This window comes from Flavobacterium chungbukense (genome assembly GCF_020805785.1).
Classification (GTDB): Bacteria; Bacteroidota; Bacteroidia; order Flavobacteriales; family Flavobacteriaceae; genus Flavobacterium; species Flavobacterium chungbukense.
In genome coordinates this window covers 295,509-318,963 of sequence record NZ_JAJGZV010000001.1, presented here as the reverse complement: position 1 = coordinate 318,963, position 23,455 = coordinate 295,509, and the positions used below count along the sequence as shown (strand labels likewise).

General features: G+C 33.9%; 19 protein-coding genes and 1 other RNA gene. 5 read left to right on the top strand and 15 right to left on the bottom strand.

The genetic code is table 11. The annotated features are described in order from the left end of the window. Positions 1 to 102: 102 nt before the first annotated feature. On the bottom strand, positions 103 to 1,305 hold the full coding sequence (locus LL966_RS01430) for an NAD(P)-dependent oxidoreductase (RefSeq protein ID WP_229350870.1): 1,203 nt from the start codon (positions 1,303 to 1,305) through the stop codon (positions 103 to 105). A 238-nt stretch (positions 1,306 to 1,543) separates the two neighbouring features. On the opposite strand from LL966_RS01430, the gene LL966_RS01425 reads away from it, so the two are divergent. From LL966_RS01425 to LL966_RS01415, 3 genes are all read left to right on the top strand, one after another. Beyond that, entirely contained in the window at positions 1,544 to 2,746 is a 1,203-nt protein-coding gene (locus LL966_RS01425; protein WP_229349497.1) for a serine hydrolase domain-containing protein, read from the top strand. 230 nt (positions 2,747 to 2,976) lie between these two features. Next, positions 2,977 to 3,374: a transfer-messenger RNA gene (ssrA, locus tag LL966_RS01420) on the top strand. A 152-nt stretch (positions 3,375 to 3,526) separates the two neighbouring features. Beyond that, a complete protein-coding gene (locus LL966_RS01415) occupies positions 3,527 to 4,222 on the top strand; it encodes a pseudouridine synthase (protein ID WP_229349495.1) in 696 nt (231 codons plus the stop codon). Positions 4,223 to 4,289: 67 nt separating this feature from the next. On the opposite strand, the gene LL966_RS01410 is transcribed toward LL966_RS01415, so the two are convergent. The 7 genes from LL966_RS01410 to LL966_RS01380 all read right to left on the bottom strand — a co-directional run bounded on the left by LL966_RS01410 (position 4,290) and on the right by LL966_RS01380 (position 13,227). After that, complete coding sequence (locus LL966_RS01410; RefSeq protein ID WP_229349493.1) at positions 4,290 to 5,471, bottom strand: MFS transporter; 1,182 nt, start codon at positions 5,469 to 5,471, stop codon at positions 4,290 to 4,292. Between the two features lie 52 nt (positions 5,472 to 5,523). Next, on the bottom strand, positions 5,524 to 6,744 hold the full coding sequence (locus tag LL966_RS01405) for a DUF763 domain-containing protein (RefSeq protein WP_229349491.1): 1,221 nt from the start codon (positions 6,742 to 6,744) through the stop codon (positions 5,524 to 5,526). Positions 6,745 to 6,956: 212 nt separating this feature from the next. Beyond that, on the bottom strand, positions 6,957 to 7,421 hold the full coding sequence (locus LL966_RS01400) for a response regulator (protein WP_229349489.1): 465 nt from the start codon (positions 7,419 to 7,421) through the stop codon (positions 6,957 to 6,959). Position 7,422: 1 nt separating this feature from the next. Next, positions 7,423 to 10,092: a PAS domain-containing sensor histidine kinase gene (locus LL966_RS01395; RefSeq protein ID WP_229349487.1), complete on the bottom strand. Its 2,670-nt coding sequence runs from the start codon at positions 10,090 to 10,092 to the stop codon at positions 7,423 to 7,425. Between the two features lie 285 nt (positions 10,093 to 10,377). Then, the gene (locus LL966_RS01390; RefSeq protein ID WP_229349485.1) at positions 10,378 to 10,602 is read right to left on the bottom strand and encodes a hypothetical protein; all 225 of its coding nucleotides are present in this window, start codon (positions 10,600 to 10,602) and stop codon (positions 10,378 to 10,380) included. Between the two features lie 139 nt (positions 10,603 to 10,741). Further along, positions 10,742 to 11,086, bottom strand: coding sequence for a hypothetical protein (locus LL966_RS01385; protein WP_229349483.1), 345 nt, complete (start codon positions 11,084 to 11,086; stop codon positions 10,742 to 10,744). A gap of 278 nt (positions 11,087 to 11,364) precedes the next feature. Next, complete coding sequence (locus tag LL966_RS01380; RefSeq protein WP_229349481.1) at positions 11,365 to 13,227, bottom strand: TonB-dependent receptor plug domain-containing protein; 1,863 nt, start codon at positions 13,225 to 13,227, stop codon at positions 11,365 to 11,367. A 70-nt stretch (positions 13,228 to 13,297) separates the two neighbouring features. Here LL966_RS01380 and LL966_RS01375 point away from each other — a divergent pair, with 70 nt between their 5' ends. Continuing rightward, positions 13,298 to 14,785 (top strand): aminotransferase-like domain-containing protein, encoded by a 1,488-nt coding sequence (locus tag LL966_RS01375; protein ID WP_229349479.1) that lies wholly within the window; start codon positions 13,298 to 13,300, stop codon positions 14,783 to 14,785. Between the two features lie 161 nt (positions 14,786 to 14,946). Next, positions 14,947 to 15,426, top strand: coding sequence for a hypothetical protein (locus tag LL966_RS01370; protein WP_229349478.1), 480 nt, complete (start codon positions 14,947 to 14,949; stop codon positions 15,424 to 15,426). A 55-nt stretch (positions 15,427 to 15,481) separates the two neighbouring features. Here LL966_RS01370 and metQ read toward each other — a convergent pair whose 3' ends face one another. The 7 genes from metQ to LL966_RS01335 all read right to left on the bottom strand — a co-directional run bounded on the left by metQ (position 15,482) and on the right by LL966_RS01335 (position 23,444). After that, positions 15,482 to 16,294, bottom strand: a complete 813-nt coding sequence (gene metQ, locus LL966_RS01365; RefSeq protein WP_229349476.1) for a methionine ABC transporter substrate-binding lipoprotein MetQ — start codon at positions 16,292 to 16,294, stop codon at positions 15,482 to 15,484. Positions 16,295 to 16,342: 48 nt separating this feature from the next. Then, the gene (locus LL966_RS01360; protein ID WP_229349474.1) at positions 16,343 to 16,996 is read right to left on the bottom strand and encodes a methionine ABC transporter permease MetI; all 654 of its coding nucleotides are present in this window, start codon (positions 16,994 to 16,996) and stop codon (positions 16,343 to 16,345) included. Further along, positions 16,989 to 18,020 (bottom strand): methionine ABC transporter ATP-binding protein MetN, encoded by a 1,032-nt coding sequence (gene metN, locus LL966_RS01355; protein ID WP_229349472.1) that lies wholly within the window; start codon positions 18,018 to 18,020, stop codon positions 16,989 to 16,991. The genes LL966_RS01360 and metN overlap by 8 nt, the downstream gene beginning before the upstream one ends. 273 nt (positions 18,021 to 18,293) lie before the next feature. Next, a complete protein-coding gene (locus tag LL966_RS01350; RefSeq protein ID WP_229349470.1) occupies positions 18,294 to 18,764 on the bottom strand; it encodes a cupin domain-containing protein in 471 nt (156 codons plus the stop codon). After that, the gene (locus LL966_RS01345; RefSeq protein ID WP_229349468.1) at positions 18,761 to 19,759 is read right to left on the bottom strand and encodes an NADP-dependent oxidoreductase; all 999 of its coding nucleotides are present in this window, start codon (positions 19,757 to 19,759) and stop codon (positions 18,761 to 18,763) included. The genes LL966_RS01350 and LL966_RS01345 overlap by 4 nt, the downstream gene beginning before the upstream one ends. An 18-nt stretch (positions 19,760 to 19,777) precedes the next feature. Beyond that, positions 19,778 to 21,253 (bottom strand): aminotransferase class V-fold PLP-dependent enzyme, encoded by a 1,476-nt coding sequence (locus LL966_RS01340; RefSeq protein WP_229349466.1) that lies wholly within the window; start codon positions 21,251 to 21,253, stop codon positions 19,778 to 19,780. 31 nt (positions 21,254 to 21,284) lie between these two features. Continuing rightward, on the bottom strand, positions 21,285 to 23,444 hold the full coding sequence (locus LL966_RS01335) for a S9 family peptidase (protein ID WP_229349464.1): 2,160 nt from the start codon (positions 23,442 to 23,444) through the stop codon (positions 21,285 to 21,287). Positions 23,445 to 23,455 lie beyond the last annotated feature (11 nt).

Sequence of the window (23,455 nt, the reverse complement as noted above, 5' to 3'; positions counted from 1 at the left end):
TTTAATTTTTAATTTTTAATTTTTAATTTTTAATTCATTATAAAAAAAGAGCTTTCTAAGTTTTAGAAAGCTCTTTTTAAATTTATAATTAATCATTAACAACTAACCATTATTAACGTAATCTTGCAAATAGCTAAATCGTTCTGTTAGTTTTCCATTTTCTGTGATTTTGGCTCGTTTCAAAATTCCATCTTTATCGCCATTAAAAAAAGCAGGAATTACGTGTTCCATAAATTGTTCTCCAAAACCTATGCTTGCATCTTTTGGAATTTCGCAAGGCAGATTATCAACTGCCATAACAGCAACTGCCGCAGGATGAAAAAAATCTACCTCTTTATCTTCCAAAGGAAAATAACCATATAAAGGCTCTTCAATAGTCGAAGAACGAAGAGTACACGCAATTGGTCCATTTACATCGCAAGAAATATCTGCTACTACTTTTAGTTTGCAATCACTAGCGTTAAGCATTTCTCTTGTAAGGATCATCGGTGCGTTGCTCGCGTAAAAATGACCTGCAAAATAAATATCCGAAACCTTAGTAAATCTTTCAAAATCAGATTCATATTCTTCAGGATGCTGAATAAAATCTGTAAAATCTAAAACCTGACCATCTTTTCTTCTATTGTATTCTAAAACGTCCAACTGAACGTAAACTGCCTGCGCATATTTTTTAGTCAGATAATTATCAATCGTAATTTCTTTCACTTTAATGGCATCCAAAATTTCTTTGGCTCCGCTTCCTACTTTTCCTGTTCCTGTAATTACAAATTTTAAAGCAGGCATTGTGATGCGCTTTAAATGCATAATTAAAGCTTCTTTTCCCGAAAGAGTTTCTGCTTTTGGAAGTTTAAACAATTCGAATTTAATTCCGAAAGCTCTAATTCCGTTATAAACTCCAACCATTCCAGCATATCTTCCAAAACCAATTAAACGGCGGTCTAGTTCGTCTACGATGGTTTCATGATCATACAAATCGATGTTCTTCTCTAAAATAGCCTGAAGTAATTTTCTATTATGCGGTTGCTTTTTAATCGTATGGGAAAAGAAAAAATAGGATTTGTTTGGAATTAAATTTTCAACAGGAACTTCTTTCACTCCAAATAAAACATCACAGTCCGAAACATCTTCTGTTACTGTAATTCCCATATTTTTATATTCTGAATCAGTAAAAATCCTAATATCTGAACTTTCAACTTCAAATGAAGCTGTGTGATAAACTTGCTTCAATTTAGCTAATTCATCAGGAGAAAATACTACTCTCCTATCTGGCGGATTTTTTCTTTCTTTTATAATTCCAAACTTCATTTCAGTGATTTTAATATTCAATAATATAACTTTTAAAACAGTATTTGTTTCAAATATAACAAATTTAGTTAAATTTTTGTTTCTAAAATTCTATTTAGAATGCTTCAAATTCGTTAAAACCTGAAAAACAAACGACTAGTTTTTACAACTCTTAAAAAAATGTTAAAAATCACAAATTAAAGCCTCAGAACTGAGAAAACAACAAAATTGAATTCGATATATTTGTTTTTAAAGAACGATGCAAATGATTTTCCTTAAAAAAACAAAGATACCACAAATACTTTTCTCAGTATTAGTTTTAAGCTCATGTGGTCAAAACAAAAAAACAACACTAGATACTACTCAAGCAGTCGAAGATACTTTACCTAAAATGAAGCCTTTAGGAGCAGAAAAGAAAATTTCTCAGGCTTATATAAACTCGGTTGTCGGTAGAATAAATCACTTTTATAATAAAAACTGGCCCAATAATACCATGAATGGAAGCTTTCTGGTAGCTAAAAACGGTCAGATCATTTTTGAAAAATACAACGGATTTGCCAATAAAAACGAAGGAACGAAAATAACGGCAGAAACTCCCGTACAAATTGCCTCAGTAAGTAAAGTTTTAACTGCGACTGCGGTTTTAAAATTGGTAAATGCAGGCAAAATAGATTTGGATCAAAAAGTAAATACGATTCTAAAAACATTTCCATACGAAGAATGTACGATTAGAATGTTATTGAGCCACCGTACTGGAATGCGCAATTATGCTTATTTTACAGATCGTGACAAATCGGTTTGGGACCGTCATAACCAATTGACTAACAAAGACATTCTTGATATTCTAGCAACAAAAGATATTGGTTTGGAGTCTAAAACTGGCACACGTTTTAGCTATTGCAATACAAACTACGCTATGCTGGCGCTTATTATCGAAAAAATAACAGGCTTAAGTTATAAAGAAGCAATGTCGGAAATGATTTTCAAACCTCTTGGAATGAAAAACACCTATGTTTTTGATGATGATAAAGACAGAAAAAAAATTGTTCCTTCTTATAAAGGAAACGGCGTAGAAATAGGTTTTGATTATTTGGATAATGTTTATGGAGATAAAAACGTTTTCTCTACAGCACGAGATCTTTTAAAATTTGATCGCGCTAGACAATCACCAGATTTCTTAAAACCTGAATTATTGAAACAAGTTTATACGGGTTACAGTAATGAACGCAAAGGAACTAAAAATTATGGTCTTGGAATTAGAATGATCAACTGGGAAACGGGACAAAACTTCTATTTCCATAATGGTTGGTGGCATGGAAACACTTCGTCTTATATTACGTTAAAGAATGAAGGTGTTACAATTATTGCCCTTTCTAACAAGATGACTAGAAATACGTATGCAGTCCGTAAATTGGCACCAATATTTGGAGATTACCCTTTTAATTTTAAAGACGAAGAGTAAAACTATAGGCGAAAGTCAAAAGTCGAAAGTCAAAAGTTGTAAAGTCTTGGAACAGTAGTTAATAATGACTTTGTTTTTTAATAACCAACAATGGGAAAATAAAATGAAGCAATAGCACTTAAGTATGTGACTTTACAACTTTTGACTTTCGACTTTATGACTATAAAATTTTTCTGAAAATTTTAATAGAAAGTAATTTCAAAAAGTATACATTTGCAGACTTATTTTTTGGGGTCGACTGGTTTTGACAGCAAGTCGAATTGAACAGTAAGCACGTCGAGCATTGAGACCTTGCTCGTAAATATAAGATCTCAAACTTTTACACGGCGAAAATAATTACGCTTTAGCTGCATAATCCGAATCATAGTAAGATTGCGCCACGTCTCTACAAGGTAGAGAAGCTGGATTCTCCTGGAAAGCCTTGGTTTGTGGCGTTCCGTTCAGGGGAACCGTAAAAATAAACCTAGATATCCATGAGCTTCGGGTGGGTTTCGAAAATTAAGAAGATAAGTGTTCGGTGGCTGTTTCTGGCCTAGCTTAACATCGAAAATCTAATCAGGAAATAAACGTGTAGAAAGCTCTTTAGTTGCTTGTTTGGACCCGAGTTCGATTCTCGGCGACTCCACAAAAAAGCCTGTAAACTTATTGTTTACGGGCTTTTTTTTTATTAATCCAGTTGTTATTAATATTAGGACTAGCATAAAAAAGAATTTCGGAACTATCGGCAAATAAATAACATCTAAAAGTCATTTCAACCGAAATCTCTTTTACTTTTGCCGAATGTTAGAAATTCTTTACCAAGACGAATATATTATTGCCATTAATAAACCAAGCGGGTTATTGGTTCACAAATCATTTTATGCGCGAGATGCAAAAGTGTATGCCATTCAGGAATTGAGAAATCAAATTGGGCAACACGTTTATCCTATTCATCGGTTAGATCGCAAAACATCTGGTATTTTGTTATTTGCGCTAGATAAAGAAGTTCTTAAAATTATGAATGATCGTTTTGCTACGCGCGAAGTAGAAAAAAAATATTTGGCGATTTTACGCGGCTGGTCACCCGAAGAACTTACGATAGATTATGATTTAATTAATGATGATGACATTAAACAAAATGCCATAACGTACTTTCATCGTTTGCAAAATGCTGAAGTTGCGTTGGCATTTAACAATAAACCCACTTCCCGATATTGTTTGGTAGAAGCGATTCCAGAAACTGGACGTATGCATCAATTACGGAAACATTTCAAACATATTTTTCATCCCATTTTAGGAAGTCGCCCGCATGGTTGTAACAAACAAAATAAATTATGGCTGGAAAATTTTGACTTGAAAGGAATGATGCTCCATGCACATCAGTTAATTTTTAATCATCCAATACACAACGAACAACTAATTTTGAATGCAAAGGTTAATGAAGAGTTTAGTAGAGTTGGAACGATTCTTAATCTGGATTTGAGTAAATATCAATAGTATTTATAAATGAATAACAAACGATATTCGCTTGATTTGCGAACTAATTTCGTGTTTTCAATTTCATTTAAACTTTCAGCTTTTTATTTTTATTTCTACGCCAATAAAAAAGATAAACAATCCCCAAAACCAACACCAAAATATCAAATCTAATAATTTGTGGAATGCGATTAATTTGATCGTTATAGTAGGTTCCTCCCAAAAGAGCACCGCTCCCAATTCCGAGTTCCATCGAAATATACATCGTGGCAACTGCTTTTCCTCGGTGTTCAGGATTACTCATATCAATCGTCCAGGCGCTAATTGCTGGCGATAGAATTCCGGTACCAGTTCCATAAATTCCTGCCCCAATTAATAGCATCTGAATATCTCTTCCTTGACTAACTACAAAAAGTGCGATAGAAGTTATGATTAATCCTGCTAAAATTACTTTTGGTCTTCCGTGTCTATCTGAAACTTTTCCTGCCACAAAACGAACCAAAACCGAAGCAACGGTAAATGCCGTAAAAAATATACCTTTATTTGTCGCACCAAGATGTTCACTCCAATCTGGAATTAAGGTTAAAATAATTCCGAAGGCGGTATAAGACAAAAAAGTAATAATTCCTGCTGGAAAAACATTTTTATCTACAATATCTTTTCTCCCAATATAAAACATAGACTTGTTAAGTTTCTCTTTTACCGTAAGCGTTTCTTTCATATTAAAAACAATGATAATCGATAAAAAAGCGAGAAATGATGAAGTATAAAACATCGCATTCATTCCAAAAGAATTCACAATCATACTTCCCAATGCAGGGCCAAGTGCGCCACCAATACCAAAACACAATCCATGCATTCCTAATGCTTCTCCCCATCTCTTTTGCGGAATAATATCGGCTACGTAAGCAGATGTCGAAGTTGGTTTAAATCCTGTAGAGAAACCATGAACGAGACGAAGCAATAGAAATCCAGAAACAGAACTTAAAATCGGATACAGAAATCCGCAAATTACACAAACCGAAGATCCAATTGCCATAACCGGTACACGTCCCCATTTGTCTGTAAGCTTACCGCTAAAAGGTCTTGAAATTGCCGCCGTAAGCGTAAACAAGGAAATGATTAAACCTTTGTATTCTGCACCGCCAAGACTGCTTAAATAATTTGGAAGTTCTGGAATCATCATATTGAAACTAGAAGAAAACAGCAAAGAACTTAAACAAAGTAAAATAAATTGAAGCGTATAGATTGATTTTTCTTTTTCTAACATTATTGAATTATAAATTAAATCATTGCAAAAGCAAATATTAAAACTGAAATTTTTAAAACAATTCCAATTGATTATTCGGATTATTTGGTTTGTTCTTTTTGGGTTTTGCATCGCCAAAAACGGTTCGGCCGCCATATAGATGAGAATTTTCCCTTTCTCTTTGAATCAATGCATCAAAATTATTATTTGGCGTAAAATTTTCTTCTGCTTTTCTCGAAATCTCAGATAGTTTTTGAATAGCATTTAATTTATCACTATTTCCAATTTTTGCACGATTTATAGCTCTTTGCAAAGTATCAATTGTTTCATCGTAAATTGTAACGGGAACAGGAAACGGATGTCCGTCTTTTCCACCATGAGCAAAAGAGAAACGTGCCGGATCTTCAAATCGCGTTGGAGTTCCATAGATAATTTCGCTAACCAATGCTAAAGATTGCAAAGCTCTTGGCCCCATTCCTTTTAAAAGCAATAGTTCTTCAAAATCTTCTGGTTTATTATCATGTGTTGTCCAAAGCATTGCGCCGAGTCTTTTCATATTTACATCTTCCATCCTAACATCGTGATGGGCTGGCATAGAAAGATGTTGCATCTCTTTTATAATTTTTGCTGGCTCTTCTTTTACTAGTTCTAAAATTCCTTCTCTAGATTTTGTGGCTGCATCGGCAGTAAGATTTAATATATTTCCCTGATTTTCACCATAAATAAAAGTGTGAGGTTCGTTTATGAAAGATTTCAAATCTTGTGAATGCCAATGATATCTTCTCGCAGTTTGCGAATTCGGATTCATTCCTTGCTGAATAACTGCCCATTGCCCTTTATTATCTACAATAAAATTATGCTGATACAACTGGAATCCGTCTTGAATGGCAGTGTTATCGACTTTTGCAGTCAATCTGCTGCAATTGGCCAGATTATTTCCGTCAAGACCCGTTTTTTCACCTACAAAAAGAAGTTCTTGTGGCGTGAGCATCGAATGTTTGCCCTTTCCTCCACAGATATAAATTCCTAATTCTTTAGAATGCGGATTTACCGATCTTTTTAATGCTCCGAGCACAGAGGTTGTAATTCCTGAAGAATGCCAATCCATTCCCATAACCGCTCCAAAACTCTGAAACCAAAAAGGATTACTCAATTTACTGATCACTTCAGAAGTAGAAAATTCTAAGGCAATTGTTTCTACAATCGCAAAGCCAAGTTTTGACATTCGTTCAGCAAGCCACATCGGAACATGTCCGTAATGTAAAGGAAGATCTGCTGTACCTGAACGTTTCATTTGTCAATTTTAATATCCTGCAAAAATAAACAAAATACAAATGTCTATTTCTTAATAAAGCCGTAAGGTTTGTAGAATGTTACAAAATGAAACAATTTATTGGGGTTGAACAGCTAAATCATTTTCCAGAAACAAAATTACTTTTATGGAGGAACTGCGAACATATTGAACAAATCTGCCCTTTAGCAAATGAAGAATTTGACTATTTAGAATTACAAATTACTTTCCTGACAAACAAAAATATGCTCTAATCCGCTTGATTGTAATGTTGAAATAGCTTCTTTGATGTTTGCTAAATTGGATGTAATAATTTTCAAAACCTGTTTTAAATCCTTAAAATTATTCGGTTTTATAAAGTAACAGACCGCGCCTAAACTAGTTGCGCTATCCATATCATTTTTGTGTGAAGAAGTCGAAATCATAATTACAGGAATATCTTTATAACGCGGATTTGACTTTAGCTCTCTCAGACATTCCCAGCCATTCATAATCGGCATATTTAAATCTAAAAAAATAACTCCTGGTACTTCGTCGAGACTGCTGAGAATCTTTAATGCCTCACTTCCATTCTCTGCGCAATGACATAAAATATCTGCATCAACTTCTGCCAATGCTTCGCAGAACATTTCTGTGTCATCCATATCGTCGTCGGCCAGTAAAATTATCTTTTTCTCCATATTAAATGTCGTTCTCTTTCTGTTCTAAGGGCAACTTTATTGTAAATACAGCACCTTGGTTTGGTATTCCAGAGGCGCTGATACTTCCTCCATGACGCTCCGCTATTTTTTTGCAGAGAGACAATCCTAAACCTGTTCCTTCATATCGATCCTTTGGATTTAAACGAGTAAAGGTTTCAAAAATATGGTTCGTTTGATTTTGTGTAAAACCAATTCCGTTATCTTCTAAAGTAATCACCGCAAAATCTTTGTCTTGCTCATTTGTTATTTCAGTTGATATTCTAATTATTGGAGGTTGTTTATCCTGAGCAAATTTAATAGAATTATTGATAAGATTATAAAATAATTGATATAACAATACACCTGCGCCTTCCAATTTAGGTAAATTTTGATACAGAATTTTTCCGCCCGATTTCTGTAAAGCAATTTCCAGATCGGTTTCGATATTTCTTATAATCTCATTTAAGTCAACTAAAGTCGTTTTTTGTGAATCGGCATTAATTTTAGAATAGGCCAAAACGCCATCAATCATATTAAACATTCGGTCTGCCGCAACATGAATTCTTTCTATATATCTTGTCGAAGATTCATCGAGTTTTCCCTCTAGATGATCTTCTAAACGACTTACAAATGTTTTAATTTTTCTAACCGGTTCTTTTAAATCGTGTGAGGCAACGTGGGCAAACTGCTGCAAATCGTCATTAGAACGCTGTAATTCTTTAGTACGATCTGCTACTAAAATTTCTAGTTTTTCTGTAATCGATTTGTGTTCTTGTATGTCTGTGCATGTCCCAAACCACTTGGTAATAACGCCAGATTTATCTTTGATAGGAACCGCTTTGCTTAAAAACCATCGGTATTCTTTTGTATATATATTTTTGATACGAAATTCAATTTGGTACGGGTTACCGCTTTCAACACTGTAATACCAAAATTCCTTAACCAAATCCATATCATCCGGATGTAAGACGGGAACCCAGCTAGAATCACCAAATTTATCTTCGTCAAAACCAGTGTATTCGTACCAGCGGCTATTGTAGTAATCAACAAAACCATCTGGTTTTGCTGTCCAAATAATTTGAGGAACCAGATCTGCTAATTGTCTAAATTTCTCTTCGCTTTCTTTAATTACTTCCTGAAGTTCTTTTTGCGAAGTAATATTGCTAGCTGTGCCAAACCATTCGACGATTTTATCGTTTTCATCTAATATCGGAACAACTCTCGAAAAAACCCATCCGATAGAACCATCAGGATTTGTTACTCTATGTTCCATCTCAAAAATACTCTTATCTACTATAGATTGAGAAATAAGATTCACAGCTCTTTGAAGATCACTGTTATGAATAAATTTATCTAGCCAATTAGAAACTTGACCTTCAGAATTAGTAAAAAGTCCATCTCCTTCTAGACTATGCATAATCATCCAGTCAGCATCCATTCGATACACTAAATCAGAAGAAGCATTTACCAGCGCCCGAAAACGGCTTTCGCTTTCTTCCATTTTCTGACGTGCTACTACTTGCTGTGTAACTTCGACTGCTACCTGAATCATTCCTGTTATTTGTCCATCTTCAATCAACGGACGATAAGCTAAATTATAATAGTAGTTTTTTAATTCTCCTGTTCGATTATGTGGAACTAAAACTTCACTTTGATCAAACGGAATTCCTTTATTGTAAACGTTTAGAACCTGTTCCCAAACGTATTGTCCTTCAAGTTCTGGAAGTACATCAATCAATCGCATACCAATAATTTCTTCTCCCCGACCGATCATTTGAAGCATATGATTATTAATCTGTTCAATAACTAAATCATCGCCCTTAAGAATTAAGGTCGGAGCTGGAGTCTGGTGAATCATTTTACGGAAACGATTTTCACTTAACTGTATTTTTTCTTCGGCCAGTTTAATCTCTGTTATATCACGAGTTGTTCCTGCAACGGCTTCAACTTCACCTTTTTCATTAAAAACGGGAACAAAAATATAATCGTAAATGCGGCGACCTAATTCGGCATGCGGAAAAGATACCGTTCCTCTAATTGACTTTTTAGTCGATGCAACCTGATCAATTTCTCTTTCGTGCATTTCAGCATGCCATTCTTCATATCCATTTGACCTAAGTCCTTTACCAATAGCATCTTCTGCCGATTTCCCCCACATGTTCAATAAAGCTTTATTGGCATAGGTAAAAATATAATTGAGATCAAATACATATACCAAATCTGGAGTGGTATTGATGATAGAATCGTACAGTCTTTTTTGCTTTTCGGCAACTGTAAGTGCATTATTTAAAGCTGTTTCGGCTTGTTTTTTTTCTGTAATATCTTCTGTAGTAAGTACTAATAGACCATCTTGTTTAACGGCAGTATATAGGAACCATTTTTTTGTACCTTCCATTTCATGCCATTGTTCGTATGTAACAGAATTATCTGTTTCTACGGCATCTATAAGCTTTTCAAGAGTATCTCCTTTAATCCATGGAAAAACCTCACTGTATTTTTTATTTTTATAATTTTCATCTTTAACCCAGTTGATCATAACAGAGTTGAGCAGTAATATAGAAAAATCTTGTATCCTGTTTTTATTATCGTGTAAGGGCTTCAAAACTGCAATACCATTAGGCGTAGCATTAAAGACCGTTTCAAAAAGATTTAGATTATTTATTAGCTCCATTAGTACATCAACATATATAGAAAAGTTCTTTTACTTTTTAAAATTTTAATTATGAATTATTGGTATCTAAAAAAGACATTCAACTAAAACAAAAACAATTTTAATGCTGTCCAAAACATTTCATATCAAAAAATATTAGAATGTTAAATAGCCTACCCAAATATAGAGAAAAAGCTATTCATTTGCTTTTTATTTTAACTGAATCTCACCATCTCTAAATGTTTTTTAGAATCAAAAAAGCCAAACCTATTAGATTTAGCTTTCTCAATTTTATAATTCAGTGACTTACTTTTTATCTAGAGTGTCTTTCTTGACTACAATAGTATCATTTCCAATTTCTTCGATGGTTCCATCCATAAGCGTGTCTACCTCAGGTCCGACAGTATCTATTGTATTTTGAATAGAATCATATGTAGAATCAGCTGGTTTATTCTCATTCTTTTTACAAGAAAATGCTAATCCAGCCAAAAAAATAAAAAGTATAATCTTAGTATTTAATAGCCTTTTCATAAATATTCATTTTTAATTGATATTTCATAATTAATAGCATTAAAAATAAATAATCATGAATTAAATCAATTACAGAATTTTAAATGTCTTTTATAAAAATCAAATCCTATAAAATATTAAAATACGTCATTTCTTTGCTTTATTTTTTCTTTTTGGCTGCTTTTGCCTCTGGTCTTACACTATCTTTTTGCACACCCGTAGCGGTAGTATAAGTGGCACCATCTTGTGAACTTTCTCCTGGACCACTACCAGTTCCTGCTGTACTTTCAGATCCATTTTTTTGTGTGGTTTCAATATTGGTTTCAATATCTTCTTCACTTTTTATACTGTCTGTTTTGTTTTCTGCCTTACTCTGTTTGCTCTCCATAGGTGAAATAACTGTATCTATTTCGTCACTATAGCCATCTTGATTGTTTTTACATGAAAATAAGATTCCACTGAAAATAATCAAAATTAAGATCGTTGCTGCTTTTATTGCTTTCATAATAATTCATTTTCGATTTGTAAATTGTTTGATTTTCACAATAGCTAAGTAACCAATTATAAAACCGTTATGCTTATAGCATTTTTACTATTTTTTACATAAAATTATACTGGCAATCCTATAAAAATGAGCGGTAAAAGCTATAAGAACTTTTCACGAGTTATCGTTATCACAAACAATTATATTGCAAAACATTCCTTTTATTCTATAAAATAAAAAAAGGGAAGATTCCGTAAAATCTTCCCTTTTTGTCTTTAATGATTTTTTGGAAATCAAACTTAAAAAGTAACTAGTTTCACTCCTAGAGTAAACCATCTTGAAGGCAATGGAACAGCTCCAACTTCATAATAAGTGGCATTAAATATATTTTGAGCATCTAAAAAGATGGTGATTTTCTGAATACTTTGACTTACTCTAAAATCGTTTACCCAATAAGAAGGACCTGTAATTCTTTCGTTAAAACGTGTTGCAAATAAGATAGAAAAATCTTTAAACTGATAATCTATCGTGTTTGTAATCTGATGTTTTAAAGAAGAAATTGCATATTTGGAAAACGTTTCTGTACGGGCACTTTTAAATTCTGAGTCTAAATAAGTATATCCTAAAAGAATATTCAATCTTGAATCTTTAGAGAAATCGAATCTGTACGTTCCGCGCAAATTAATTCCGTTTGTGTTTAAATCTCCAGTATTTTGACTTTGCCAAGGCACCGTTGTTGTGTTACGCATCCAATCGATATAATTGTCGATTTTTCTATAGAAATAATTTGCATTCAAACCCAATGCTTTTTTGTTGTATTTAAATCCGATTTCGCTCTGAAAAGCATTTTCCGAATCTAGATCGGCATTTCCGATATTTCCTGTCTGTTTCAAATATAAATCTGTAAACGATGGAATTCTTTGGCTTGTTCCAACATTACCAATTACTTTAAATTCGTCTGTAATGGCATAACTCGCATCAATTCCTGGATAAACCTGCCATTTGTAATCTGAATTATAGTTCAGGTAAGTTCCTAAATTGACATCTAATTTTTCGAAGAAACTAGTTCTGTATTCTGCATACAAACCAACATTTTCGCGATCGTGATCTCCAATATTGGAAGAATGGATATTTTCATTTCTAAATTCAGCTCCAAACCCAATTTCTCCTTTAGACAATTTTACGGTCGAATTTAATTCTGCCGCAATTGAATTGGTATAATGCTGACTTCTTCCAACTGCTAAATTTGAGTTTCCTAAGTAACGATAATCATCATAATTGTATCTGTAAGTAACTCTTGGCATAATTTTCCAACTATCTGTAATAGAATGTTTGGATTGAATGTTCGCAAAAGTAGTTTGTACAATTTCGGTCGAATTTCGATCGCCGGGCGCAGCGTAAAATCCGTTGGCACCGAATCCGTTATTGATATAACCTGCAGAACCTAAAATTTCATTAGAATCATTGATTTGCACATTTCCTTGATAGAAAATTTTATTGTTTTCGAATGCTGTATTATAACGATATCCGTTGCTTTTATCATGAGAAGCAAAAATCAAGTGCTGTTGTTTTTCTTTACCTAAAACAGCTCCTGCCTGAACGCCTGTTCCGTAAAAAGTATCTCCCGTGTCTTGAGTATCTTTTTCGAAATTAGAACCTGCATAAGTGCTTACTAAAAAGCCAGAATCCGTTGGTTTTTTAGTGATGATGTTGATGGCCCCTGTTAAGCTGTTAATTCCGTAAATTCTCGCAGCTGGTCCACGAACGATTTCAATTCTCTCAATAACTTCAACCGGAAGCGGCAGATTTAGCATATTGTGAGCCGTTTGAGAATCGATTACTTTAGCGCCATTTAAAAGAACAACTGTCTGTTCAAAACTTCCTCCATCAACGCTAATATCAGCTTGAGTTCCAAACGGACCACGTTGTCTAATATCAACTCCGTTAGCATATTGCAAAACTTCCTGAAGCGTTCTTCCTGGCAGTTTTTTTATCGTTTCACTAGAAATAACATAGACATTTCTGTTTTGTTTTGAAATGGGCGTGTTAAAACGACCTTCATTAATGACAACCTCATCCATTTGGTTTATGGAATCCTTTTTGGTCTGTGCGTAAAAATTGGTACAAATTACTGTGAAGACAGCAAAATAGATTTTTTTCATTTTGGTTTATTATTTTTTTTGGCAAAAGTACTACCTTGCCGTACTAACAAAGTATACCAGTTTTATAATTATGGATAGTCCGGTTGAAATTCCTTTTAGAAGTTTTATTCATTTAAAACCAGAACAAAATACCGCAATTTATCTGCAGATTGTTTTTGAATTTATTAAAGCCATCCAAACCGGATTTCTTCCAGAAGGAACAAAACTTCCCGGAACCCGCATATTATGCAAAGTATTAGACGTTAATCGGAATACGCTAATCAAAGCATTTCAAGATTTAGAATCTCAAGGCTGGATTGAAACACTGCCAAATAAAGGAACTTTTATTCTATCGCAACAAAAAAACAAAGCGGCATTTCCTGCTTCAAAAGAGCACAATGCATCTGAAAACAATACTGGTTTTACCTTTCAAAAATCGACCATTTTAGAAAATCCAATAGAAACCAGTAATCTGCCTTATCAATTTAATGACGGAATGCCAGATTGGAGATTGGTTCAGACCGATGTTCTGGCAAGATTATATGTTTCAAAACTAAAAAGAAGAAAAAGTTCTAAAACATACGAGCAGATTCAGCTTCGTTCGCATTCTAATTTTAAAACTCACTTTTCTAATTATCTAAATCTTACCCGTGGCATTCGCATTTCAACTTCAAATTTACTGACAACTAGCAGCCATGAAATAAGTTTGTATCTGGTGACAAAAGTGCTTATTTCTTCTGGCGATAAAGTTGCTGTAGCATCTCCAGGTTATTATATGTCTAATATGACATTGACCAATACAGGTGCACAGATTATTCCAATTCAGGTAAATGAAGACGGAATTGATACGAAACAGCTGAAAGAAATCTGCCAAACTTCAAAAATCAGAGTACTGTATCTTACTTCAAATTATCATTATCCCACTACCATTTCGCTTAGCGCGAAAAAAAGAATGGAAGTTTTAGAATTAGCCAATCAATACGGATTTATTATTATAGAAGATGATTATGATTTTGATTTTCATTATGATAATAACCCCGTTTTACCTTTGGCTGCTTTTGATTCTAATCAGAAAGTGGTTTACATCGGATCTTTTGGAAAATCGCTCCCATCTGGATTTAGTTATGGCTTTGTTGCAGCGCCTTCTGCATTTATTACGGAATTAGAAAAACATCAAAATATTCTTGAACCTAGCATTGATGTTTTGAAAGAGCAAGTTTTGACTGAATGGATTACCGAAGGCGAAGTACATCGTCTTTCTAAAAAAAATAAAAAAATCTACAAAGAACGCCGCGATCAATTTTCCGCTCTTTTGAATGAAAAATTAAAAGGTAAAATTAAATTTAAAATACCTCCGCGCGGCTTGGCGATTTGGGTAGAATGGCTGGACAATTTTAATCTCGTTCAATTTCAGAAAGAATGTGCTGCCCATGATTTGTTTCTGCCAAAAACTATTTTATATCAGACCAAAAACCTAACTGCTACACGTTTGGGATTTGGACATTTAGAAAAAGAAGAGATGGAAAAAGCAATTTGCATTTTAAGCGAATGTTTAGAAAACATCATCCGTAATCATTAAAAAAACAGATAAAAATTGCTTTTTCAACACAACCAAATATTTCGAAGCAAATAATACACAAAATCTTAACTCTCTTAGAATTATGTAACTAAAAAACATGTGGTTATAAGTTTTATATTACAATTTTATCCTAACTTTGATAGGATTAAAAATATTTTGTAATGGACCCATATCTCGTAATACAACTAATTTTAATTTCAATCGGAGCAACATCGGCAATGACTTGGTTCAGCTACTTTGTCTCCAAAAAATTTCAAAAATTATACAAAGAGCCAGTTCTTTTATCTAGTGTATTTTCAGAATTACATTATGATCTTTCTTATGGTTCTAGACGGAAACTAGGATGGATGGTTCATTACTTCATTGGATTTTTGTTTGTTGTAGGATATCATATTGTATGGGTAAAGGATATACTATCAGTTTCATTGCTAAGTGCTCTCTTATTGGGAATTATCAGCGGTGTAATAGGTATAATCAGCTGGGTATTTATATTTAAAATAACCCGATATCAGACCCCAATTAATTTTAAAGGTTATTATATTCAGTTATTCTTTGCCCATATTATTTTTGCTCTTGTTGCTACATTACTTTACTTTATTACTATGCTTCTTGTAATTGTCACAAAAGCTTATATAACATAACAAAAAAAACAGGGATTAAAGTCCCTGTTTTTTTTTGTAAAGATTGAAATACTGTTTACCAGCCTTTTACTGCTCCGCCTTTAAATTCCACTTCAGCAGCCTTTTCTACTTCTGGAGATTGAAAAGCCTGTAAAAACTGTTTTACTTTTTCTTCATTTTTATTGTCTTCACGGCTTACTACTAAATTCACATAAGGCGATTCTTTATCTTCAACAAATAAAGCATCACGAGAAGGAACTAATCCAGCTTGAGAAGCAAATGTATTATTGATAATCGCAATAGAAACGTTTGCATCGTCTAAAGCTCTAGGCAATTGAGGCGCTTCTAATTCTAATATTTTTAAGTTTTTAGGATTACTTACAATGTCAGTTACTTTTGGCAATAAACCAACTCCGTCCTTCAATTTCAATAAACCATTTTTCTGTAAAAGCAATAAAGAACGACCGCCGTTTGTTGGATCGTTTGGAATAATGATTGTGCTTTCATTTTTTAATTCAGAAAGGTTTTTTATTTTCTTAGAATAACCTGCAATTGGGTAAACAAATGTTTTTCCGATAATGGCCAATTTATAGCCGCGTTGTTTCGATTGCTCGTCCATGTATGGTTTGTGCTGAAAAGCATTTGCATCAATATCACCTTGACTTAAAGCTTCGTTCGGAATAACATAGTCATTGAATGAAACCAATTCTACTTCTAATCCGAATTTTTCTTTGGCTACTTTTTTAGCCGCTTCTGCAACCTTTAATTCTGGTCCCGCAGCAACTCCAACTTTAATAAAATGCGGATCATTTTTTTTATCATTTCCACAGTTTGATAAAACAAGCGCCAAAGCCAAAACCCCAGCTGTTTTTAAAATATTTAGTTTCATACTCTCTATTTATTTTTAATTTTTAATTCTAAATTTTTAATTGAATGATTATCTATGGTCAAATCGTTTAGACAAAGCATCTCCGGCAAACTGAATCAGGAATACCAAAATTACCAGTAAACCTAAAACCGAATTCATCGTAACGGCATCGTAACCAATATAACCGTATTGATAACCCACTTGCCCTAATCCGCCAGCACCAACAGCTCCGCCCATTGCAGAATAACCTACAAGAGTAATTAAAGTAATGGAAGCTGCATTGATTAGAGAAGGCAATGCTTCTGGCAGCAATACTTTATAAACAATTTGAAGAGGAGTCGCTCCTAAAGCTCTTGCCGCTTCAATCAAACCTGAAGGAAGACCTAATAAACTGTTTTCTACTAAACGAGCAATAAAAGGTGCCGCGCCAATACTTAACGGTACTAAAGCCGCACTAACACCAATTGAAGTTCCCACAATTGCACGAGTAAATGGAATCATCCAAACGATTAAAATAATGAATGGTATTGAACGGAAAACATTTACTAAAACCGATAAAACTCGATTTAAAACGGGCTGTTCTAAAATTTGATTTTTACGTGTCAGAAAAAGTAAAATTCCTGTTGGCAATCCTAGTAAAAATCCAAAAAATCCCGATACAAAAGTCATAACAATGGTTTCCCATGTTCCTTTTAACAATAAATCTATAAGAGAATCAGACATAACCTATAATTTCTGTTTTAATGTGTTTTGAATTAAAATATTGAATTGCAGCATCATAATTTTCGCGTTTTCCTGAAAGTTCAATCAGCATTACACCAAAATTTACTTCTCCCGCCTGATCCATCTGTGCACTAACAATTTTGAAATCAGTATCAAAAAGTCTTGAAACTTCTGAAATAACGGGTTCATTAACAGACTTTCCAGTCATTTCTAATTTCAATAACGGATTCAAATTTCCGTTATCTTTTTGTTGTAATCTTTCCTGATAAACAGACGGAATCTCGATATGCAAAGAAGAAGAAATAAACTCTCTAGTCAATTCTTGTTTCGGATCAGCGAAAATTTCACCAACACTTCCCTGTTCAATTAGTTTTCCGTAGCTGATAACTGCCACTTCATCACAAATCGATTTTACTACTTCCATTTGATGCGTAATCAATAAAACTGTAATATTCAATCGTTTATTAATGTCTTTCAATAAATTCAAAATCGAACGCGTTGTCGCTGGATCTAAAGCACTTGTAGCTTCATCACATAACAATACTTTCGGATTATTGGCCAAAGTTCTCGCAATTGCCACTCTCTGCTTTTGTCCTCCCGAAAGACTTGCCGGATAGTCGTTTGCTTTTTCAGCCAAACCAACCAATTGCAGTAACTCTAAAACTCGAGTTTTAATTTCGCTTTTTGAAGTTCCTGCCAACTCTAAAGGAAAAGCAACATTTTCGAATACCGTCCTAGAAGAAAGTAGATTAAAATGCTGAAAAATCATTCCGATTTGTCTTCTTTCTATCGCTAATTCAGCGTTAGATAATTGCATCAATGCTTTGCCGTCGACAATAATTTCTCCCGAAGTTGGTCTTTCCAACAAATTCACACAACGGATTAAAGTACTTTTTCCTGCACCTGAAGTTCCAATTACACCAAAGACTTTCCCTGGCGGAACTCTTAATGAGACATCAGACAAAGCAGTAACAATCCTGTCTTTCTGATGAAAAGTTTTGGTTACATTTTTTAATTCAATCATTTCGTTATCAAGGTTAAAACAAAAAGCCTTTCAAATATTCATGAAAGGCTTTTTGAGATAAATAATATAGTTTTATTTAGAAGCCAGATCAATGAATTGCATTACAACAACACGGCACATCATTGCACTGTTATAATAATTCTTCATATTCTGGTCTTTTTTTCTCATTGCGATTGCAAATTTAAGCAGTTATTTTCAATTTTAATGAAAAAACTATTAAAACTTTTATTTTCCTATCAATCTAATAGACTACTATAACGTTTGCAACATAATTTAATCATTCTTAGCATCTAATAAAATAGCTAATTGAATACAAGGTAAATCGGAACGATTGCTCCACGCATGATTTGTTCCGCGCTGAATTACGATATCTCCAGGTTTCAACAATGTTTCTTCTTCATCAACAATCAAATAAATTTCTCCAGATATTATAATGATATAATCTAAAGTATCGGTTTGATGCATTAATGGATGAGGTTGGCCTTCGGGTGCCACAATTCCCAAATCTTTATCTGGAGGAATTTGCACATATCTAAAATAACTTCCGTTTTTGGGCGTGTTTGGAAAAGCAGTATTTTCTATATTTTTATCTTCAAATTTTGCTGGAGTACTATCGGTTGACCAAATGTCTGAAATAATCAAACCCGGAAAATGCTCTGAAACATTGGTTACAATAGCATCTTGCTCAATAATTGATTTTCCGTTTTTAATTCCTGTTACAACTCTTCTTGGTATTGTTTTCATTCTTTATTGATCTGCATTATTAATTTTTTTCCATACGTTTTATTTTCACGTAAAAGCCAAAGCGCTTTAACAACCGTTCTCGTGTTTAATTCTCCAATTATCGAAACATTCGGCGGTGCAATGATTTTACTTTCAAACAATTGTGCTAACTCAGTCAAACCATTTTTATAATAGTCGTAACGTTTTTCGAGTCCATAAGCATAATTGGAAATATTGTGAATAGTAGCTCCTCTCGAAAAAAGAATATTTCGGGATTCTGGAGTTGAAAAATTTGTTACATCTAAGTAGGTTCCATTTATTTTCATCAGTTTAGTAGCTACTTCAGCAATTTTATTTCCTACCAAATCTACTACAATATCAAAATTTTTATTTCCATTTAAAGAAAGTGCCGCATCGTATATTTCTTGTTTTTTATAATTAATGATTTGCTGTGATTTTACTCCAAGATTAATTAAAGAAGCAATACTTTCTTCATTTCCAGCGGTCACGACAAAGTTTGAGAAACCTTTTCCAATAAGGATTTTTATAAACAAATTCCCTACTCCCCCAGCTGCTCCAGTAATTAATATGGAATCTGTCAGAGAGGCCTTCATTCTCTTAAAAGACTGTAAAGCCGTTAATCCAGCTGATGGAATTGCAGCGGCTTCTTCAAACGAAATGTTCTTCGGTTTCTTTACTACAATTGCTTCTGGAACGCAAATATATTCGGCGTAAGTTCCGTTAGAACCCATGCTTCCCGAACCGCAAAAAACAGCATCACCAATTTTAAAATCTTTTACACTTGCTCCAATTTTTGTAATAATTCCTGAAAATTCCCTTCCTAAAATAGGCGAATGCAAAAGCTTTCTTTCAGAACCATTTTCGGTCATTTGGTAGTCAATTGGGTTAAAACCCGAAGCTACAATCTGCACCTGAATCTGATGGGGTTCTGGTTGAGGAGTTTCAATTGTTTGCAACTGAAATTGACGGTTTTCCTGTAATAGAATTGCTTTCATCTTTTGTTAAATTAATCATTAATCCAGTTCAAACCATTCCTTTACTTCTCTTTCTATTGTATCTTTTATTCGAGGATTTTCAAATTCATTTGTTGCAGGATTATATTCGTAATCTTTCTGCCATTTTTTATAATTCGAAGCCACTTGCTGAATGGCATCGCAGATAAATAAAAGTTCCTCATCTGTTGTTATCGGATGAAGTGACAAACGAACCCAGCCCGGTTTATTGGTTTGATTTTTCTCTAATAATTCTGTCGTAATCGCTCTAGAACGTTTTTCATCAATATTAAAAAGATAATGCGCATATGTACTCGCACACGACCAGCCGCCACGAGTCTGAATTCCGAAACGATCATTCAGCAATCTTACAATCAAGTTGTAGTGAATATCTTCAATTACAAAAGAAACACAGCCAATTCGTTTGCTTTTTAAATCTCCCAAAATAGACAAACCTTGTATTTTTTGAAGTTTTAAAAAACAAAGATCCAGCAATTCTTTTTCTCTTTTTGCAATCTGTTCTACTCCCATTTTTTCTTTTAATTCTAAAGCCAAAGCCGCTCGAATTACTTGTAAAAACCCTGGTGTTCCGCCGTCTTCTCTTACTTCAATAACATCGCTGTAACAATAATTCCCTAAAGGATTGGTCCATTTTACATTTCCTCCGCCTGGATTATCTGGAAAATCAGATTGGTATAATTTTTCATTAAAAACCAAAATACCACAGGTTCCCGGTCCGCCCAAAAACTTATGAGGCGAAAAGAAAATGGCATCCAATTGCTGTTCTGGATCTTTTGGATGCATATCGATTTTGACATAAGGTGCTGAAGCTGCAAAATCGACAAAACACAATCCGCCATTCTGATGCATGATTTTGGCTAAATCATGATAAGGCGTTATAATTCCTGTCACGTTCGAACATGCTGTAAACGAACCAATTTTTACACTTCTATCGGCATATTTTTTTATTTCCGCAGAAAGAATTTTAGGATCAACCAAATTATTTTCATCGGCAGGTAAAATCACAACATCGGCATTGGTTTCGTACCAAGGAACTTGATTAGAATGATGTTCCATGTGCGTGATAAAAACTACTGGTTTATCTTTTTCGTTTTCATCGTTTTTTCTCAAACCAATAATACGCTGGAGTTTAGATAAAGCCGCCGTCATTCCAGTTCCCGTCGTAACCAAAACATCCGATTCATTTGCATTTACTGCTTTTTTTATAATGTCTCTTGCATACTGATAAGCATAGGTAGACGTTTTTCCGGTCTGACTAGAAAGTGAATGCGTATTGGCAATCATCGGACCTATTTTATTAAGCATAATATCTTCAATCGGAGCGTACAACCTTCCGCTGGCAACCCAATCTGCATAAAGCAAATTCTGTTCTCCATAAACCGATTCAAAACTATGATTTACACCTACTGTATTTTTTCTGAACTCAGAAAAATAACTTTGTAAACTAAATGGTTTAATGTTCTCAATAGCATTCATTTCCCTATCATTTTTAAATTAACAAATTGTATTATTTATTGAATCTTTCAAAGAATTCAAAAGTTCGAAGCAATTGGTCGATTCTCTGACGATTATCACCGCTTCTGGTAATTTCGTGACTCGCGCCCGGCTGTCTGACATATTCTACAGGTTTTCCTAAAACTTTTAAGGTTTTGTACAACATCTGACTTTGTGTAACACCCGTTCTATAATCATTATCTCCATGAATAATCAAAAATGGAATATTGATATTTTGCGCATAATTTAGCGGTGATTCACGTTCTAAAATCGCTTTTGTTTCTTCTTCCCACGGATAACCGCCCCAATATCTCGGAACCATTCGCCACACATTTCCTTCTCCAAAAAAAGTACCTAAATCATAAACCCCACGTTGGCTAGAAGCTGCTTTAAAACGCTGATCGTGACTGATAATCCAAGTGGTTAAATATCCTGCGTAAGAGCCTCCTGTAATAAACAATCGGTTGGTATCTGCCCATCCTTGTGCTACGGTTTTGTCTAAAGCTGTCAAAACATCACTTGATGGTCCTGGTCCCCAATCTTTAATATTTGATCTTAAGAATTTTTCGCCATAACCCGAAGAACCTCTCGGATTACTGTACAAAACTCCATAACCTTGAGCTGCAAAAAACTGATATTCCAGCCACATACTTCCATCACCAGGACCAAACATTGAAGCTGGCCCTCCGTGAATTTCTGTCAATAATGGATATTTATTTCCTTGCTCAAAACGAGCTGGCTTGGTTACCCAATATTCAATTTCTAAACCTTTTTCGTTGGTAAATGTTCCCTTTTCTGGAAAACTGATTTCTTTATTTTTCAACCAGTTGGTATTGAATTCAGAAACTAATCTTGGTGCTTTTAATTTCAAATCAGAAATATAAAGTTCTGACGGATTTTCAACGGCTGTTTTAGCAAAAACCAAAACATCATTATTAAAATCATAATCCGTAATTCCTTGATCGAAAGAAGTTAAAGTTTGTACTTTTAAAGTGTTTAATGGCACATTGCAAAGTACATATCCGCCATTGCTTGATGACGTAAAATATAGCTGTTTGTCATCTTTAGAAAATCGAACATTATTGTTATTTCGATCATAATCAATGACTTTACTTTTAGCGAAAGGATTTTCTAAACTGAAAATTTTAAGAACTGGAACCGACAAATTATTGATAATACTTTCTTGATATGCCAATTGTTTTCCTGAAGGCGAAACGGCTAAAAGCTGAAACACGGTATTTTCTGCGCCTAATAATTCAGTTACATTTGTTCCGTCGGTATTGATCGTATAAATTTTGTTTTCTAAAACACGGTCCGGATGTCTTTTTTCATTGATATTTCCGTTGAAAACAATTTTGGTATTGCTTATAAACGAAGGATTTGAATGCGAATAAAATCCTTTTGTAATGGCTTTTTCTTTTGCGCCAAGTTTGGCATCAATAATAAAAATATGCGAAAAACGTAATTCACTGCTAACTGCGGTTTCAGTTTGAAATTGCAGTTTGTCAACTACTTTTGCTTTTTTATCTTTTTCGTTGTTTTCCAAATACGCACGAATTGCTTCGATATTTCCGTTTGGATCGGCTTTGGTTTTGTTGCTTTTCAGATTTTCATTTGCAGCAAATCCGGGTTTTTCAAAACTCCAGATTGGCAATTCTTTTTTTGGATTTAAAATCGAATCTTTAACCAATTCGTTAATTTGTATCGAAGCTGTAAACAAAATCTGTTTTCCGTCTGGGCTCCATTTAGGATTTCCAGCGCCATATTTAGATTCGGTCAATTGGACTGCTTCTCCGCCTTCATCGACTTTAAAAAGGAAGATTTGAGATTTTCCTTTTACACTTCTAGTAAAGGCAATTTGTTTTCCGTCTGGACTAAAAACAGGAGAACTTGATCCTTCTTTTCCGAAAGTTAATTGTCTTGGCGTACTATTTTTAGCCGTTTTCGCAATCCAAAGTTGTGTGTCATAATCGTAATCCAAAGCGTTCTCTGGATTTTTAATGATGCTTTTTACTGTAAAAACAGCATTTTGTCCGTCTTTGCTCACTTCAACATCACCAACAGTTCTGATTTTTAAAAGATCGGTAACCTGAATGAGTTCCTTTTTTTGCTGACTAAAACAACAGACAGAAGCAATCAGGGCAAAAACTATGTATAATTTATTTTTGATCATCTTGATTTCTT

Bases quoted from the DNA above. Each gene is read 5' to 3' on its own strand.
- LL966_RS01350 (WP_229349470.1), bottom strand. From the start codon at position 18,764: ATGAAAACAATACCAAGAAGAGTTGTAACAGGAATTAAAAACGGAAAA.
- LL966_RS01405 (WP_229349491.1), bottom strand. From the start codon at position 6,744: ATGAAACGTTCAGGTACAGCAGATCTTCCTTTACATTACGGACATGTT.
- LL966_RS01360 (WP_229349474.1), bottom strand. From the start codon at position 16,996: ATGTCTGATTCTCTTATAGATTTATTGTTAAAAGGAACATGGGAAACC.
- LL966_RS01335 (WP_229349464.1), bottom strand. From the start codon at position 23,444: ATGATCAAAAATAAATTATACATAGTTTTTGCCCTGATTGCTTCTGTC.
- LL966_RS01410 (WP_229349493.1), bottom strand. From the start codon at position 5,471: ATGTTAGAAAAAGAAAAATCAATCTATACGCTTCAATTTATTTTACTT.
- LL966_RS01340 (WP_229349466.1), bottom strand. From the start codon at position 21,253: ATGAATGCTATTGAGAACATTAAACCATTTAGTTTACAAAGTTATTTT.
- LL966_RS01390 (WP_229349485.1), bottom strand. From the start codon at position 10,602: ATGAAAAGGCTATTAAATACTAAGATTATACTTTTTATTTTTTTGGCT.
- LL966_RS01385 (WP_229349483.1), bottom strand. From the start codon at position 11,086: ATGAAAGCAATAAAAGCAGCAACGATCTTAATTTTGATTATTTTCAGT.
- metN (WP_229349472.1), bottom strand. From the start codon at position 18,020: ATGATTGAATTAAAAAATGTAACCAAAACTTTTCATCAGAAAGACAGG.
- LL966_RS01425 (WP_229349497.1), top strand. From the start codon at position 1,544: ATGCAAATGATTTTCCTTAAAAAAACAAAGATACCACAAATACTTTTC.
- LL966_RS01375 (WP_229349479.1), top strand. From the start codon at position 13,298: ATGGATAGTCCGGTTGAAATTCCTTTTAGAAGTTTTATTCATTTAAAA.
- LL966_RS01430 (WP_229350870.1), bottom strand. From the start codon at position 1,305: ATGAAGTTTGGAATTATAAAAGAAAGAAAAAATCCGCCAGATAGGAGA.
- LL966_RS01380 (WP_229349481.1), bottom strand. From the start codon at position 13,227: ATGAAAAAAATCTATTTTGCTGTCTTCACAGTAATTTGTACCAATTTT.
- LL966_RS01370 (WP_229349478.1), top strand. From the start codon at position 14,947: ATGGACCCATATCTCGTAATACAACTAATTTTAATTTCAATCGGAGCA.
- LL966_RS01395 (WP_229349487.1), bottom strand. From the start codon at position 10,092: ATGGAGCTAATAAATAATCTAAATCTTTTTGAAACGGTCTTTAATGCT.
- LL966_RS01400 (WP_229349489.1), bottom strand. From the start codon at position 7,421: ATGGAGAAAAAGATAATTTTACTGGCCGACGACGATATGGATGACACA.
- LL966_RS01415 (WP_229349495.1), top strand. From the start codon at position 3,527: ATGTTAGAAATTCTTTACCAAGACGAATATATTATTGCCATTAATAAA.
- metQ (WP_229349476.1), bottom strand. From the start codon at position 16,294: ATGAAACTAAATATTTTAAAAACAGCTGGGGTTTTGGCTTTGGCGCTT.
- LL966_RS01345 (WP_229349468.1), bottom strand. From the start codon at position 19,759: ATGAAAGCAATTCTATTACAGGAAAACCGTCAATTTCAGTTGCAAACA.